The 14,784-nt window shown below is 68.8% G+C and carries 15 protein-coding genes and 1 tRNA gene; 8 read left to right on the top strand and 8 right to left on the bottom strand.

Annotated features, from left to right (window positions below; all coding sequences use genetic code 11):
• Positions 1-18 precede the first annotated feature (18 nt).
• The 6 genes from WEB29_09800 (at position 19) to WEB29_09775 (ending at position 5,803) form a co-directional block, all read left to right on the top strand.
• Complete coding sequence (locus tag WEB29_09800; GenBank protein MEX2137221.1) at positions 19-1,260, top strand: glycosyl transferase family 2; 1,242 nt, start codon at positions 19-21, stop codon at positions 1,258-1,260.
• Positions 1,260-3,212 carry a glucosyl-3-phosphoglycerate synthase gene (locus WEB29_09795; GenBank protein ID MEX2137220.1) on the top strand — a complete coding sequence of 651 codons (1,953 nt, stop codon included), beginning with the start codon at positions 1,260-1,262 and terminating at the stop codon, positions 3,210-3,212. The genes WEB29_09800 and WEB29_09795 overlap by 1 nt, the downstream gene beginning before the upstream one ends.
• Complete coding sequence (locus tag WEB29_09790; protein ID MEX2137219.1) at positions 3,212-4,390, top strand: glycerate kinase; 1,179 nt, start codon at positions 3,212-3,214, stop codon at positions 4,388-4,390. Before WEB29_09795 ends, WEB29_09790 begins: the two co-directional genes overlap by 1 nt.
• 6 nt (positions 4,391-4,396) lie before the next feature.
• Positions 4,397-5,221 (top strand): endonuclease III, encoded by an 825-nt coding sequence (nth, locus tag WEB29_09785; GenBank protein MEX2137218.1) that lies wholly within the window; start codon positions 4,397-4,399, stop codon positions 5,219-5,221.
• 152 nt (positions 5,222-5,373) lie between these two features.
• Entirely contained in the window at positions 5,374-5,640 is a 267-nt protein-coding gene (locus WEB29_09780) for a GlsB/YeaQ/YmgE family stress response membrane protein (protein MEX2137217.1), read from the top strand.
• A gap of 88 nt (positions 5,641-5,728) precedes the next feature.
• Positions 5,729-5,803: transfer RNA gene (locus WEB29_09775), tRNA-Thr, on the top strand.
• A gap of 4 nt (positions 5,804-5,807) precedes the next feature.
• On the opposite strand, the gene WEB29_09770 is transcribed toward WEB29_09775, so the two are convergent.
• Together WEB29_09770 and WEB29_09765 are read right to left on the bottom strand one after the other, a co-directional pair.
• Positions 5,808-6,152: a site-specific integrase gene (locus WEB29_09770; protein MEX2137216.1), complete on the bottom strand. Its 345-nt coding sequence runs from the start codon at positions 6,150-6,152 to the stop codon at positions 5,808-5,810.
• 112 nt (positions 6,153-6,264) lie between these two features.
• Complete coding sequence (locus WEB29_09765; GenBank protein MEX2137215.1) at positions 6,265-6,465, bottom strand: hypothetical protein; 201 nt, start codon at positions 6,463-6,465, stop codon at positions 6,265-6,267.
• A 146-nt stretch (positions 6,466-6,611) separates the two neighbouring features.
• Between WEB29_09765 and WEB29_09760 the strand changes: the two genes are divergently transcribed.
• Positions 6,612-7,181, top strand: a complete 570-nt coding sequence (locus tag WEB29_09760; protein MEX2137214.1) for a MarR family transcriptional regulator — start codon at positions 6,612-6,614, stop codon at positions 7,179-7,181.
• Positions 7,182-7,253: 72 nt separating this feature from the next.
• On the opposite strand, the gene WEB29_09755 is transcribed toward WEB29_09760, so the two are convergent.
• On the bottom strand, positions 7,254-7,772 hold the full coding sequence (locus tag WEB29_09755; protein ID MEX2137213.1) for an NUDIX domain-containing protein: 519 nt from the start codon (positions 7,770-7,772) through the stop codon (positions 7,254-7,256).
• Between the two features lie 38 nt (positions 7,773-7,810).
• Between WEB29_09755 and WEB29_09750 the strand changes: the two genes are divergently transcribed.
• A complete protein-coding gene (locus WEB29_09750) occupies positions 7,811-8,560 on the top strand; it encodes a gamma-glutamyl-gamma-aminobutyrate hydrolase family protein (protein ID MEX2137212.1) in 750 nt (249 codons plus the stop codon).
• On the opposite strand, the gene WEB29_09745 is transcribed toward WEB29_09750, so the two are convergent.
• The 5 genes from WEB29_09745 to WEB29_09725 form a co-directional block, all read right to left on the bottom strand.
• Positions 8,532-10,004, bottom strand: a complete 1,473-nt coding sequence (locus tag WEB29_09745; GenBank protein ID MEX2137211.1) for an aldehyde dehydrogenase family protein — start codon at positions 10,002-10,004, stop codon at positions 8,532-8,534. The two genes, WEB29_09750 and WEB29_09745, sit on opposite strands and share 29 nt — an antisense overlap.
• Positions 10,001-11,392 carry a hypothetical protein gene (locus tag WEB29_09740; GenBank protein ID MEX2137210.1) on the bottom strand — a complete coding sequence of 464 codons (1,392 nt, stop codon included), beginning with the start codon at positions 11,390-11,392 and terminating at the stop codon, positions 10,001-10,003. Before WEB29_09740 ends, WEB29_09745 begins: the two co-directional genes overlap by 4 nt.
• A 45-nt stretch (positions 11,393-11,437) precedes the next feature.
• Positions 11,438-12,205, bottom strand: coding sequence for a hypothetical protein (locus tag WEB29_09735; GenBank protein MEX2137209.1), 768 nt, complete (start codon positions 12,203-12,205; stop codon positions 11,438-11,440).
• A 401-nt stretch (positions 12,206-12,606) separates the two neighbouring features.
• Complete coding sequence (locus WEB29_09730) at positions 12,607-13,374, bottom strand: glucose 1-dehydrogenase (protein ID MEX2137208.1); 768 nt, start codon at positions 13,372-13,374, stop codon at positions 12,607-12,609.
• Positions 13,374-14,759: a glutamine synthetase family protein gene (locus WEB29_09725; protein MEX2137207.1), complete on the bottom strand. Its 1,386-nt coding sequence runs from the start codon at positions 14,757-14,759 to the stop codon at positions 13,374-13,376. Before WEB29_09725 ends, WEB29_09730 begins: the two co-directional genes overlap by 1 nt.
• Positions 14,760-14,784: the final 25 nt, after the last annotated feature.

Below are 14,784 nucleotides of genomic sequence, written 5' to 3'. Positions count from 1 at the left end.
CTCGCCGAGGTCCGCCGCGTGGGGCAGGCGGACCTGATGGTCGGCATCCCCAGCTTCGGCAACGCCGAGACGATCGGCTTCGTGGTGCGCGCCGCCACGGCCGGGATGGTGCAGTACTTCCCCGACCTGAAGCCGATCCTGGTCAACTCCGACGGCGGCTCTCCCGACCACACGCCGCGCGTGGCGATCACCGCGGAGAGTCCGGAGTACATCGAGAAGATCATCCTGGTCAGCCCGCGCCACAAGCTGCAGCGGATCACCTTCACCTACCACGGGTTGAGCGGCAAGGGAACCGCGGTGCGAGCCCTGTTCGAGGTCGCGCGCGAGCTGGGGGTGAAGGCGATGGTGATGGTCGACTCCGACCTGCGCAGCATCGCCCCCGAATGGATCGAGCTGCTGGCCGGACCGATCCTCAAGGGCGGCTATGACTTCGTGGCGCCGCTCTACGCGCGCTACAAGTACGACGGCACGATCACCAACGCGATCGCCTACCCGCTCACCCGCGCGCTCTACGGGGCGCGCATCCGCCAGCCGATCGGCGGCGAGTTCGCGATCAGCGGCGACCTGGTGCAGCGCTACCTGGAGCTCGACAGTTTCGACGAGCTGACCGCGCGCTTCGGGATCGACGTGTGGATGACGCACTCGGCCATCAACGAGGGGTTCGCCGTCTGCCAGACGCGGCTGGGCGCCAAGATCCATGACGCCAAGGACCCCGCCTCCGACCTGGGGCCGATGTTCCGGCAGGTGGTCGGCACCCTCTTCGGGCTCGCCGGCCGCTACCAGGACCGATGGCTCAAGGTCCGCGGCTCGCATTCGATTCCCGAGTACGGATTCGAGCGGGTGATCGCCCCGGAGCTGGTGGAGGTCAACCACGCCAAGCTGGTCGACACCTTCGAGACGGCGCGCCTGTCACAGGCGGATGCCTGGGCCCAGATCCTCTCGTCCGAGCAGCTGGATCGCGTCATGTCGGTCGAGATCCCGAGCGAGCCCGGCGCCTTCCACTTCCCCGCCGACCTCTGGATCCGGTGCCTGTACGACGCCCTCGTGGCCTACAACCGGCCCGGCACTGACCGGGAGCGCCTCCTCGCGGCGCTGACCCCGCTCTATTTCGGGCGGACCGCAGGCTTCATCGCCGAGACGATCGAGATGACGACCGACCAGGCGGAACGTGTGATCGAGGCGGTGGCGCGCGAGTTCGAGGAGCTCAAGCCGTACCTCGTCACGCGCTGGCGCGAGATGCGCGCCCAGGCGGCCGGCTGATGGCGTCCCGCCGGCGCCAGCCGTACCGGATCCTGCTGCCCCTCGCCAATCCGCGCACCGCGCGCGACCTGGTGCGCATCGGTGCCGGGGTTGGTCAGGGACGCCGAACCGAGATCACCGCGCTCGGAATCGTCGAGGTGCCGGAGGGCGTCTCGCTCTCCGAGGGAGCGACGCACGCGCGCACCGCGCGACGCCTCCTGCAGCGCGTCCTCGACTTCGGTGACGAGGAGGAGGTCGAGCTCCGGACCATGGTTCGCATCGGCCGCCGGGCCGCCGACGGGGTGATCGAGGCGGTCGGCGAGGAGAGCGCGGACCTCGTGATCTTCGGCTGGGGCGGACCCCCGTCACCAGCGGCCGCCAGGCGATCGACCGCGACTCGAGGCAGGCCGGCCGAGTCGGCCGTCTTCTCACCAACCATCGACGCAGTGGTGCGGGAATCCCCGTCGGACATCGCCGTGGTGAAGCAGCGCGGCCTCGACAACGTCAGCTCGATCCTGGTGCCCGTGCGCGGCGGTCCCCACGCCGAGCTGGCGATGCGACTGGCCCGCGACCTGGGCAAGCGCTTCGGGGCGCAGGTGGTGGTCATGCACGTGGTCCCCAAGGGGATCGGGGAGCGAGCGCTGGCCCGAGAGCAGGTGGCGCTCGACCGCTTCGTGGCGGAGCACCGCGGCGGACGCAAGGTAATCGGCATCCTCCGGGAGGCGGCGTCGGTGCGTGCCGCCATCCTTCGCGAGTCGAGCAACCACCAGCTGGTGGTGATGGGCGCATCGGCCAATCCCTCGACCATGACCCCCGATGGTCGCTTCCTGTTCGGAGTAGTCGCCGAGGCGGTCGCCTCCCGCGCCAAGCCGACCGTGATGGTGGTCAAGACCAAGCAGGAGCTGGCGGTCTCGCTCTTCGACGAGCTGCGTGCCGCCGAGGGGACGCTGGCGGCGGCCGACGCGTTCGTCGAGGACGGTCGGGCACTGCCCACCGTTGTGGACCGCTGGTTCGCGGAGAACACCTTTCATGCCTCCGAGTTCCGCGACGTGGCGAAGCTGGTTGAGCTCAAGGAGAAGCAGGGCGTCACCATCAGCCTCGGGCTCCCGGCCCTCAACGAGGAGAAGACGATCGGGCTCGTCATCAAGCGCATCAAGGCAGCGCTGATGGATCGCGTCCCGCTTCTCGATCAGCTGGTCCTGATCGACAGCGACAGCAGCGACCGGACCCGCGAGATCGCGGCGGACCTCGGGGTCCCGGTGGTGCGGCACTCGCGGATCCTGCCGGAGATGGGCACCTACGTCGGGAAGGGCGAGGCGCTGTGGAAGAGCCTCCACGTGCTCGACGGGGACATCGTGGCCTGGATCGACACCGACATCCGCAATATCCAGCCGCGCTTCGTGCACGGGCTGCTCGGTCCGCTGCTGCGCGAGCCGCGGATCCAGTACGTGAAGGGCTTCTACCGGCGCCCGATCCGCCAGGGCCTGACCCTCTTCGCCGAGGGTGGCGGACGGGTGACCGAGCTGATGGCACGGCCGCTGATCAACCTCTTCTTTCCGGAGCTGTCGGGATTCATCCAGCCGCTCTCGGGGGAATACGCGGGTCGTCGCGCCATCCTCGAGTCGGTACCGTTCTTCACCGGCTATGGAGTCGAGATCGGCCTCCTGATCGACATCGCCGAGACGGCCGGGCTGTCCTCCATCGGGCAGGTCGACCTCGAGCGACGGATCCATCGCAACCAGCCGCTCGCCAACCTGTCGCAGATGAGCTTCACCATCCTGCAGGCCGCCATCAGCAAGCTCGAGGAGCGGCATCGGATCGAGCTGCTGACCGAGGTCGGTCGCGGCATGAAGGTGATCGGGCAGGAGAAGGACCGATTCAACCTCGAGGTCCGCGAGGTCGCCGACGCGGTTCGTCCACCGATGCGCAGCGTGGCCGCCTACCAGGAGCGGCGTCGCTCGCTGAAGCGCTGATGGGCGCGCCGCTGCGCATCCTGGTGGCTCCCGACTCCTTCGGTGGTGCCCTCGACTCGGTCGCGGTGGCCCGCGCAATCACCGCCGGCTGGCTGCGGGCGCGACCGGTCGACGAGGTGGTCCAGGCGCCGATGGCCGATGGTGGCGAGGGGACGTTGGCGGCGGTCGCGATGGCGCTCGGCGAGCGGGCGGTCCGCAACTCAGTCGCCGCTCACGACGCGCTGGGCCGCCCGATCTCTGCCGACTATCTCCTCCTCGACGACGGCCGCGTCGCATTCGTCGAGATGGCGGCCGCATCCGGCCTCGCGCAGCTGACGACGGAGGAGCGGACGCCGGCCTCGGCCCGCATGGCGAGCACCCGTGGCACCGGGGAGCTGCTGCGCAGCGCGCTCGACGCCGGGGTGAAGCAGGTGATCCTGGGGCTCGGCGGGTCTGCCACCACCGACGGGGGGAGCGGAATGCTGGCCGCGGTGGGCGCACGGTTCCTGGACATGGGCGGAGCGGACCTCAAGCCCGGCGGCGCGGCGCTGGCCGAGCTGATCGTGATCGACCCATCGGGACTCGATCCGCGCCTGGCTCGGGTCGAGGTGGTGGTCGCCTCCGACGTCACCAACCCGCTGACCGGTCCGGCGGGAGCGGCCGCGACGTACGGGCCACAAAAGGGAGCCGACGCGGACGCTGTGGCGGACCTCGATGCGGCGCTCGGCATCTACGGCGCGGCCATCGAGACGGTGACCGGGCGGGCAGTGGCGGACCAGCCCGGGGCGGGCGCCGCAGGCGGAACCGGCGCGGCGCTGCTCGGCTTCACGAATGCCACGCTGCGGCCGGGTGTCGAGGTGGTGGCCGAGATGGTCCGCCTGGCTGCGGCCCTGGAGGACGCCGACCTGGTGATCACCGGCGAGGGTCGCGCCGACGAGCAGACCCTGGCGGGGAAGGCGGCGATGGGAGTCGCCCTCCTGGCGGGGAAGCAGGGCATCCCGGTCGCCCTCCTGTGCGGGACGCTTGGGCCGGGCTCCGAGGCGCTCGAGGGGTCCGGCCTGTTCGGGCTGATCCAGCCGGTTGGGGACCGGCCGATGACCCTCGAGGAGGCGATGGCCGACACCGATCGCCTGCTGACGAACGCCGCTGAGCGGCTGGCGCGCAGCGTCGGGATCGGGCTGGCACTGGCGAGGCCCTGATCCGCGATGCCTCCGCGCCGCAAGCCTTCCCCACAGAAACTCGCCGCCGACCGTCGCGCGCGCAGGCGCCTCGTCGACCTCGTCCTCGAGCGGCTGGGCGACCGCTATCACCGCCCGACCTGGGCGGGACCGCGCGTGGACCCGGTCAGCGAGCTGGTCCTCACCATCCTGTCCCAGAACACGGCCGACACAAACTCGTTCAGGGCCTTCACCGCCTTGCGGGCACGGTACGCCAGCTGGCCCGAAGTCCTGGCCGCTCCCACCGACGAGCTGGAGGAGGTGCTTCGCCCCGGTGGCCTGGCTCCCACCAAGTCGCGGCGCATCCAGGCCGTCCTGGCGGAGGTCGAACGCACCACCCACGGCAGCTGGGACCTCTCCTTCCTCGGCGAGTGGCCGCTGGAGGAGGCGCGGGCGTGGCTGATGGTGCTGCCGGGGATCGGACGCAAAACGGCGGCGATCGTGCTCCTATTCGGCTTTGGCCGGCCCGCGTTGCCGGTCGACACCCACGTGCATCGGGTCGCGCTGCGCCTGGGGCTGATCCCGCTCCGGACCGATGTCGAACGCGCGCACCTGCTGCTCGAGGCGGCACTCCGGCCTGACGAGATGTACCCGTTCCACGTCGAGATGATTCGGCATGGGCGCGATACCTGCCGGGCCCCGCGACCGATCTGCGGCCTCTGCCCGCTGACGGACGTCTGCCCGTATTTCGCCCTCGCGCGTCGGGGAAAGGCTCCCATGGCGCCGGTCCCGCGCGGCTCGCCGGCGGACGGTGGCGCGCCTCGGTACCACCACGAGCTGATCCACGGTTGGGCGCCCCCCGAGCGTCGTTGACGGTTCCGTAGGCCAGCGGCCCTTGGCTGTTGGCATGGCCGTGGCCAAGTCTGTTACGCGACTGAAACGGGGGATCCGCTTCAATTCGGCCAGCACCGTCTCGAACGCCCTGCTGCGACCGAGACCTCAAGCTGGAAGTTGGGAGAGTGAAGATGGACCTCGATCCAGGCGGCATCATTGCATGGCTCGTCGTCGGACTGATCGCTGGCTGGCTGGCCGGCATGGTCATGAAGGGCAGCTACGGGATCATCGGAAACATCGTGGTCGGGCTCATCGGCGCCTTCGTCGGTGGACTCGTCTTCACCCTGATCACCGGTGGCGGGACTGCCGGCTTCTGGGGCAGCATCGTGGTGGCCTTCGTCGGCGCGGTGATCCTGATCTTCCTCGTGCGCGCCCTCCCCGGTCGCTCACCCGTCTGACTCCATCGGCTGCGCGGGGGCGGCTCCCTCTTCCCTCGCGCGGCCGACCATTCGGGGGACTGCTAGACTTCGGCCCCGCCTGCATCGGGCCGAAGTAGCTCAGTGGTAGAGCAACGGTTTCGTAAACCGTCGGTCGTGGGTTCGAGTCCCACCTTCGGCTCCATCATTCACGCACGAATCGGCGCCACGCGGCCTTGCGGCCCCGCGTGTAGGCCCATCTGTAGGCCCATTAGTTCAGCCGACCGCCGCACCGGCCAGCAAGTACGCCCATCCTGTCGGGCCGCGTCGGGCACGAGGTGCCCGTAGGTGTCGGCGGTGATGGCGATCTGCGAGTGGCCGAGCAGCCGCGACACGGTGTGAAGCGGCACCCCGTCATTCAGCAGCAGCGTGGCGCAGCTGTGCCGTAGGTCGTGGAACCGGATGCGGGGCAGCCCGGCCTCGGCCAGCAGCGCCTGGAACTGATGCGTCACCGTCGAAGCGTCCAGGTGGCGCCCAATCGTGTTGGTGAACACGCAGCTGTTCGTGGACCCGACCAGCGGGCAACGACTGCGGGTCTACCTCGATCCCGCCACGGGCGAGCGCCGGTACTACGCCGAAGAGGTTCGCACCGGCGACTAACGCCTGCTAGACGCAGTCTGCGTCCGGTCGCGCAGTCCGCGCGACCGGCATCTCGCCTGCTATCCGCTGACCAATCGAAACCAGGGACGCCCCGAGTGCCTGGCGCGCGCCGCTGGTGTGGCGCGGATCGCGCATGGTCTTGGCGGCAGGCTCGTCGCGTCCCTGCACGCCAACCGAGAGCGCCTGCTGGATGATGTACGTATTCATTGGTTGGTCCTCCAGGTGGCGGCCCGCTGCCCTTGTCGTTCCGGTCCAAGACTCTTTATCTGAAGACTGTTGCGTCAGTGTAGAGTCTCATTCGTTCGATGTCAAGAGACTTGACATTAAGAGTCCGTCAAGCGCACACTTACGCCATGGCCTCGAAAAAGGAGCGGACTGTCGAGAAACGGGCCGACTACGTCGACAGGATGCTAGGGGTCTGGGTCCGCGAGATCCCGAGCCTCGATCGTCTGACCGAGGGGATCGTCGAGCGGATCGACATCCTCTCCCGATACTTCGACCAGTCGATGGAGACTACGCTGGCCGAATTCGGGCTCGACCGACGCACGCATCGGGTGCTCGCCAGGCTCCGCTACCAGGGGCTGCCCTATCGCCTCTCCGCTGGACAGCTCGCCGAGGGGATGGGCCTCTCGAGCGGTGCCATGACCAACCGGCTCGATCGCCTGGAATCTGCCGGCCTCGTTCGGCGCCTGCCGGATCCTGAGGATCGGCGCGGGGTGCTGGTCGAGCCCACGGAGGCCGGGCACGCGGCCTGGGACCGCGCCACCGATACGCAGGCCGGCAAGGAAGCATTGATCGCATCGGCCCTGACCGAAACTGAGAAGGAACGCCTGCACGCCCTGCTGCGGCGCCTGATGCGCGCATTCCCCCACGAGGTTCGGGTGGGCGCCAAGCACCGGAAGGCGGCGGACGCCGAGGAGTAGCCCGCGACAGCTCCGCGCAGGCGACCGATCGGCCGGGCTGGGCGGCAGCGTAGGAGCGCCCAGATGGCGGAGTCAACGACCTTTTTCGCGCCCCTCGAATGGCGGCCCGATGCGGTACAGGTGCGCGAGGTCCGGACGCTCGAGGAGGTCAGCCGAGATCCGTCGCAGGGTTGCCCGTTGCGGCTCATAAGGGACCAGCTGGACGGCCTCCGCGAACGGTTCCCAGCGCCACTCGTCGTGCTCCGCGGACAGCTGCGGCTCCGCCTCGGCAGCGACCAGCGCGGCAAACGGGACGATCGCCTCGACCGTTCCCCGCCGCCACGCGTACAGGTCGAATACGGCGTCCACCGAATACAGCTCCGCGGCCTCGAGCCCGGTCTCCTCGCGCAGCTCGCGCAGGGCGGCAAGGTGCGGGGCCTCGCCGGATTCGATCCAGCCGGAGACTCCCTGCCAGAACGGAGCGCCGTCACGCCCGGACCGATGCAGCAGCAGGAACTCGGCCGTGCCCTCGAACTCGCGATACGGCCACACGTCAACGCCCGTCACACGGTGCGCGGGCCAGCCCTCGCTGCGTGTCTTGTTCTCGGTCACGCGGCCGATTGTAGGAGGCGCGACCGTATCATCGGTCCATGAGCGATGGACCCCGGATCGTCGTGACCCTGCATGGTCCGGAGCAGGCAGCGCTCGAGGAACCGACCTGGGCCTCGTTCGATAACTACCTCGACGCGGTGCGCCGCGCCGGCGGTGACCCGGTCGCGCTCGACCCGACGTCGCGTGATGCAGAGCGCGCGGAGGCCCTGGCCGCGATGGACGGGCTGCTCCTGCCGGGCGGCGCGGATCTCGACCCGGCTCTGTATGGGGAGGTGCCGCATCCCGCGGTGGCGGTGGAGGGAGCTCGCGACGATCTGGAACTGGCTGCGTGGACGGCCGCACGCGAGCGTGGCGTGCCGATCCTCGGCGTATGTCGCGGCTTCCAGGCGATCAACGTCTTCTCAGGTGGAGGACTGGTGCAGCACCTCGAGGGGCACGACAGCCCGACCAGCGCTCCGCAGGCGCATGAGCTGTACCTGGATCCGGCGTCGCGCCTGGCGGGGATCCTCGGTGAGGACGAGGCACTGCGCCGCACCGAGGTGAACTCGTACCACCACCAGGCGATTCGACCCGCCGACCTCGCCCCTGGGCTGGTCGCGTCCGCGATGGCGCCACACGAGGACGGCGAGCTGGTCGAGGCGCTGGAGGCAGACGACCCGCAAGACTGGCTGATCGGCGTCCAGTTCCACCCGGAGCGGCCGGAGTTCATCGGCCCCGAGTTCGACCGCCTGTGGTGCGCCTTCGTCGACGCCGCGCGGGCTACGTCAGGTCGACGAAGACGTTCTTGACCTCGGTATACAACTCCAGCGCATGCATCCCCAGCTCGCGCCCCGTGCCGCTCATCTTGTAGCCGCCGAACGGCGCCTCGGTGTGCACGCTGCTGTTGCTGTTGACCGATAGCACCCCGGCCTTGATCGCCTTGGCGACGCGCAGCGCCCTGCCGATGTCGCGACTCCAGATCGAGCCGGACAGCCCGTACGGCGTGTCGTTCGCCAGGCGGATCGCATCCGCCTCGTCGCTGAACGGGATGATGGCCACCACCGGGCCGAAGATCTCCTCCCGCACGATGCGCATGTCGGTGCTGGCGCCGTCGAAGATGGTCGGCATCAGGTAGGCGCCGATGTCGAACACCTCGCCGCTGGGCGCCTCGCCACCGTAGACCAGCTCCGCTCCCTCGTCACGACCGATGGCGATGTAGTCGCTCACGCGCTCCCGCTGCCGCTCGCTGACGAGGCTGCCCATCTGGGTGGCCTCCTGCGATGGATCGCCGACGACCAGCTTGCGGGTCGCATCGGTGAAGAGCTCGACCACCCGATCGTGGACCGAGGCCTCCACGAAGATCCGGCTGCGGGCTGTGCAGTCCTGCCCCGCGTTGTCGAAGACCGCCAGCGGCGACTCCGTGGCGAAGCGCTCGAGGTCCGCATCGGCAAAGACGATGTTCGGGCTCTTGCCACCGAGCTCCAGCGAGATCTTCTTCACGTTGCCGGCGCCCAGCCGCATGATCTCCTGCCCCGTCGTCGTCTCGCCGGTGAAGGCGATCTTGCCGACCCCCGAGTGACCGGCCAGGGCCGCGCCGGCCGAGCCGCCAGGCCCCGTGACGACGTTGACGACGCCGGGCGGGAAGCCCGCCTCCAGCGCCAGCTCGCCCAAGCGAATCGCCGTCAGCGGCGTGTAGCTGGCCGGCTTGAGGATGGTGGTGTTGCCGGCCGCCAGCGCGGGGCCGAGCTTCCAGCTGGCCATGTTCATCGGGAAGTTCCAGGGGACGATCAGGCCGACGACCCCGATCGGCTCGCGAAGAGTGAAGTCGAGCCCCGGGGTGCTGACCGGGATCGTCTCGCCGAAGAGCTTGTTGGCAGCGCCGGCGTAGTACTCGAACACGAGGCTGACCGCAAATGCCTCGCCCCGAGCGCTGCTGATCGGCTTGCCGACGTTCCTGCTCTCGAGCTGGGCCAACTCCTCCATGTTCTGCTTCACGAGGTTCGAGTACTTCTGCAGCGTCCGTCCCCGCTTGGAGGCTGACCAGGTCGACCACGGACCCTCGAAGGCGGACTGCGCGGCCTTGACCGCGCGATCGACGTCCTCGGCGCCGCCGAGCGGGGCTCGGGCGATGATCTCGCCGGTGGCGGGGTTCATGACGTCGAAGGTCTGCCCGTCCGCGGCGTCGACCTGCTCGCCGCCGATGATCATCCTCACGTTGGTGACGGCCGGCTGGGCGCTTGTCTGCGTGGTCATTGGCTGATTCTAGGCGTCAAGTAGGTTGGGAGCAGCGTGCGCAGGATCGCGGTCGGGACGGGCTCCGAGGCAAACAGCTCAGGATGATCCGGGGTGCGGGCCGCCAGGAAGGAGTGGTACCACTCAGTCGTCCTGAGGTCCAGGCTGTAGCGCGCGCCATGGTCGCTGAAGAGCACGACCACCGCCCCCGGGTCGCGAGCCACGATCGCGTCGACCATGTCCAGCAGCTTCGGGTTGAGCGTGGCGAGGTCACCCTTCATGGCGGCTGAATAGTCGGCGAGGGTCATCCCCATCGTCTCGATCTGCGCCGCGAAGATGTTCTCCCTCGGCCAGAAGATTGGGACCGGCACCGGGTGCCCGTCGCCGTCCCACAGGAAGGGCAGGTGCGGCTGGAAGAGGTGCGCGAGCACGAGCCGATGCGCCTCGGGGTCTGCCAGCGAGATGAGGCTATCGACGCTCCCCTCGAAGTGGGCACGCAGCGAGTCGGTGAGCAGGTATGGCAGGGTCGCCTTCACCGGATGGGCGAAGATCGATTCGGCGAGCATGTTGTCCTCGAAGGTATTGACCCCGCCGTGCTGGATGTGCTCCCCGGCCGCGAAGGTTACATGCCCAGCCGGGGAGTCGATGACGTCCCACTCGTAGCCCGCCGCCTGGGCCTGCCGTGGCAGGTCGGCGGCGGATAGCGCGCGTCGCACCAGCCACTGCACCTCGCTGGCGGGCGCGGTGTCGTCGGGGACACCCTCGGTGCTTCCGGTCAGGAGCGTCATGAGGGTGAGGTCGGTATAGCGGCGATCGGTATGGGCGTCGTCGTAGACATCGAAGCCCCGGTCAGCCAGCGCCTCCTCGAACGGCCCGTTGTCGATCCCCATGTCGTTCATCAGCGTGTCGCGCCGCGGGTACCCGTCCAGCAGCACGAGGTAGATGTTCGGCCCGTCGGCGACCTCGGTTGCCGCGACGGGAGTGATCGGCCCCTCGGCGCTCATGAAGGCGCGAGCCACTCCGGTGACGAAGAAAACGAGCACGAAGGCGGTGGTTGCCGTCGAGGCTGCGCGCGGAACGAACGGCATGGGCCGGCCGAAGCGGCGCACCACCAGGACAAGTGCGAGCCACGCCACGCCGAGCAGCGTGGCCTCCCACCAGTGCCGTGCAAAGGTCGCCCAGAAGCAGATGAGGCCGACCGCCGCACCCGCCGCGAGGGGAGCGTGCGACCGCGCCAGCCAGGCCACGAGCAGGCCGACCAGGATTGCCAGCGGGATGACGAGCAGGAGCGGGCGAAGCAGGTAAAACGTCGGAAACGCAGAGTTCGCGAAGCGGCCGAGAATGTAGCCGGCGAAGGCGAGATACGCGACGGCGACCGCCAGCAGGGCCTGACGGATGCGGTCGTTCACCCCGCGATCCTAAAGCGTCGCGAACTGTCGCGCGATCAGGGCTCGTCAGGCGCAGCCGACAGGCGGGTCGCTGCGCGGCCACAGCTCGACGCGGTCAGTGCCGACCACGAAGATGGCCCGCCCATCGGGGACGAACCACAGCTCCAGGTCACCGTTCCGGTACCCGCTCGCCGTCCCGTCCGCGGCAAGCGGGGCGTCGCCGTCGTAGGGCTCAAGGAGCGTTCGGCTGGGCATGACGCCGACAGGGTCGCCGATGTACTGACGACTGTCGACGCCTTCCCCGATGTGCAGGAAGCGCGCCTGCTGCCAGCCGCAGTGCGCAGGCCCGGGCTGGTCGCGCAGGATCAACCCGGCGTCATTAGCCCACACCCGCTCGCCGTTGGCGAAAACTGCGTCGGGGCCAAACTCGCTCTCGTTGCAGGCACGGAGCTCGAGAAGGGTAAAGATCCCCTCGCCCACCTCGGTGCGTTCAGTCGAGAAGACCGCCACGACCTTGATCCGGTCCGCGCTGCGATACACGAAGATCGCCCGATCCCCCACGATCGCGTAGAGCGCCCAATCGTTCACCGGTACGACGAAGACGGGAGCCTCAAGCCAGCTGGCGAGCGCTGCCGCTGCCGTTTCGCCGAGCGTTACAACGCCAAACGGGCCGATACCGCCCATCTCGGAGGGAGCGCCATCGCAGTCGAGCAGGGCGAGCGGCGCCGGAATTGCGCTCGGGCTGCCACCACCCTCCCCGCTGGTCGACGGTCCGGCCTCCGAGCACCCGGCAAGCAGGATGGCAACGACAAGGAACAGTCCGATGGAGCGCACGACGGCAACCAGACGCCGTGCCGCCGACGCGCGTTCCCGACTACTATCCCGCGCCTGGCCGGAATCGCGAGCAGGAGCCCCGGAAAGGCGTCGACGCTGCTGTCCCTTCGTGCCAGCAGGCTGGCTGCCAGGGTCAGCAGGACCATGCTGCTCCCGAAGAACCCGATCACGCCCATCCACAGCCCCAGGCGACGAGCCCACGCGGCGCGCCGGGTGACACCGAGCGCCGCAACCAGATGGCCGGCCGCCAGCAGAGCGGCGAGCAGGGAGATCCCGCCGTCCCACAACGGGTCCTGACTGAGTAGCGTCGGGATGCTGATGTAGGCCAGCAGCACGGCCCACGCCAGGAGTCCCGAGCCGGCGAGATCGGTCAGGAGGGAGCGTTGGCCCATGGGCGGCCGCTAGAAGTAGTTGACGCTGATGCCGCCGTCGATCACGAATGAGGCGCCGTTCGTCCAGCGCGATTCGTCCGAGGCGAGGTAGATCGCGGCGCTGACGACCTCCTCGGGCTTTCCGAAGCGCCCGGTCGGGTTGCGCGCCAGGCGCAGCTGCTTGGCTGCCTCGTCCTTCAGCAGCCAATCCATCAGCAGCGGCGTCTCGATCGGGCCGGGGCAGATGGCGTTCGAACGCACACCGCGTGGGCCGAATTGCACCGCCAGCGAGCGGGTCAGGCTCAGCACAGCTCCCTTGGAGGCCGTGTAGGCGTCCTGCGGGACGGAGCAGCCCAGCAGCGCCACGAACGAGCTGATGTTGATGACCGATCCCGCCCCTTGCTCGAGCATCTGAGGGATCGCGTACTTGCAACCCAGGAAGACGCCGCGCACGTTGACGGCCATCACCTTGTCCCAGGTGGCGACGTCGGTGTCGATCACCGAGTGATCCGGCTCGGGCATGACACCCGCGTTGTTGTAGAGGACGTCGACCCGGCCGAAGGTCGCCACCGCGTGGTCGACCATGGCCTTCGCATCGGCCTCGTTGCTGACGTCGGTGCGCACGAAGGTCGCCTCGCCGCCTGCCTTCTGCACAGATTCGACGGTTTCGTTGCCGGCCGCCTCGTCGAACTCAGCGACCACGACCTTTGCGCCCTCCGCGCCGAAGAGCTGCGCCGCGACGCGGCCCATGCCGCTGCCGGCCCCGGTGATGATCGCGACCTTGCCCTCGAGTCGCATCAGCCGCGCTCCAGGTAGCGCTCGCGGTCCCAAGGGTGGACGACCGCGTCGTAGGTCTCCTGCTCGACGCGCGCCGCATTGAGGTAATGCGCCACGACGTTGGCGCCGAAGATCTCGGCCGCCGCCTCGCTCCCCTCCAGCTCGCGGATCGCCTCGTGCAGGGCCCTTGGCATGCGGTCGCAGTCCGTCGCCACGTAGCCGTTGCCGATGTACTCATCGGGCGGCTCGATCTCGCGCTCGATGCCGAGCAGCCCCGCTCCGACCACCGCCGCGTAGGTCGTGTACGAGTTCATGTCGCCTCCGGGGAAGCGGTCCTCGACGTGCAGCCCTGACCCCTCGCCTACGATGCGGAAGCCGGTCGTCCGGTTGTCCCGGCCCCACACCACGTTGACCGGGGCCCACGAGGCGACCGCGTAGCGCTTGTAGGAGTTCACGTTCCAGGCCCAGAAGACGGCCAGCTCGCGCGAGTACTTCATCATCCCGCCCAGGAAGTGGCGCATGGTCTTGGACATGCCGTAGGGCTCGCCCTTGGCGTCATAGAAGAGGGACTTCTTGCCGGCCCTGTCCCACAGCGACATGTGCAGATGGCCGCTCGACCCGGTCCAGGTGTGGTCCGGCTTGGCCATGAAGGAGAGGCCGAAGCCATTGAGGTAGGCGATCTCCTTGGCGCCGTGCTTGAAGATGACCGACTGGTCGGCCATCTCCAGGACATCGGTGTAGTGGATGTTGACCTCGTGCTGGCCGGGAGCCGCCTCCCCCTTGCTGAACTCGACCGGGATCCCGGCCTCGGTCATCAGGTTGCGCAGCTTGCCGTGGATCGGCTCGCCCTTGGTCGCCTGCAGGAGGTGGTAGTCCTCGTTGTAGTAGCCGAAGCGCTCGAGCCCGACGTAGCCCTTCTTCCAGGCCTGCTCGTAGGTATCGGTCAGCAGGTAGTACTCGAACTCTGAGCCGGCCATGACGCGGAACCCCTGCTTGGTGGCGCGCTCGACGACGCGCTTCAGCATCGTCCGCGGCGAGACGGCGATCTCGTGGCCGTGGTGGTCGATCGTGTCGGAGAGAACCAGCGCCGTCTTCTCCAGCCAGGGCACGACCCGCATGGTGTCCCACAGCGGATCGGCGATCCAGTCGCCGTAGCCGGTCTCCCAGTTCATCAGCTGGAAGCCGTCCGGCGTGTTCATCTCCATGTCGGTGCCGAGCAGGTAGGTGCAGAAGTGCGCGCCGTGGTCGATGGCTCCGTTCAGAAAGGCCTGGCCCTGGACGCGCTTGCCCATCAGGCGCCCCTGCATGTCAGTCAGCGCCACGATGAGCGTGTCGATCCGCCCGTCGCGCACCATCGCCTTCAGCTCGGCGAGCTTCGGGTGGTTGCCCTTGTGCTCGTTGGCCATCGCGTCCTTCGCTTTCTTGATCACT

This window comes from Chloroflexota bacterium (genome assembly GCA_040902225.1).
Classification (GTDB): domain Bacteria; phylum Chloroflexota; class Limnocylindria; order QHBO01; family QHBO01; genus CF-167.
This window is presented reverse-complemented; position numbering and strand designations above follow the sequence as displayed.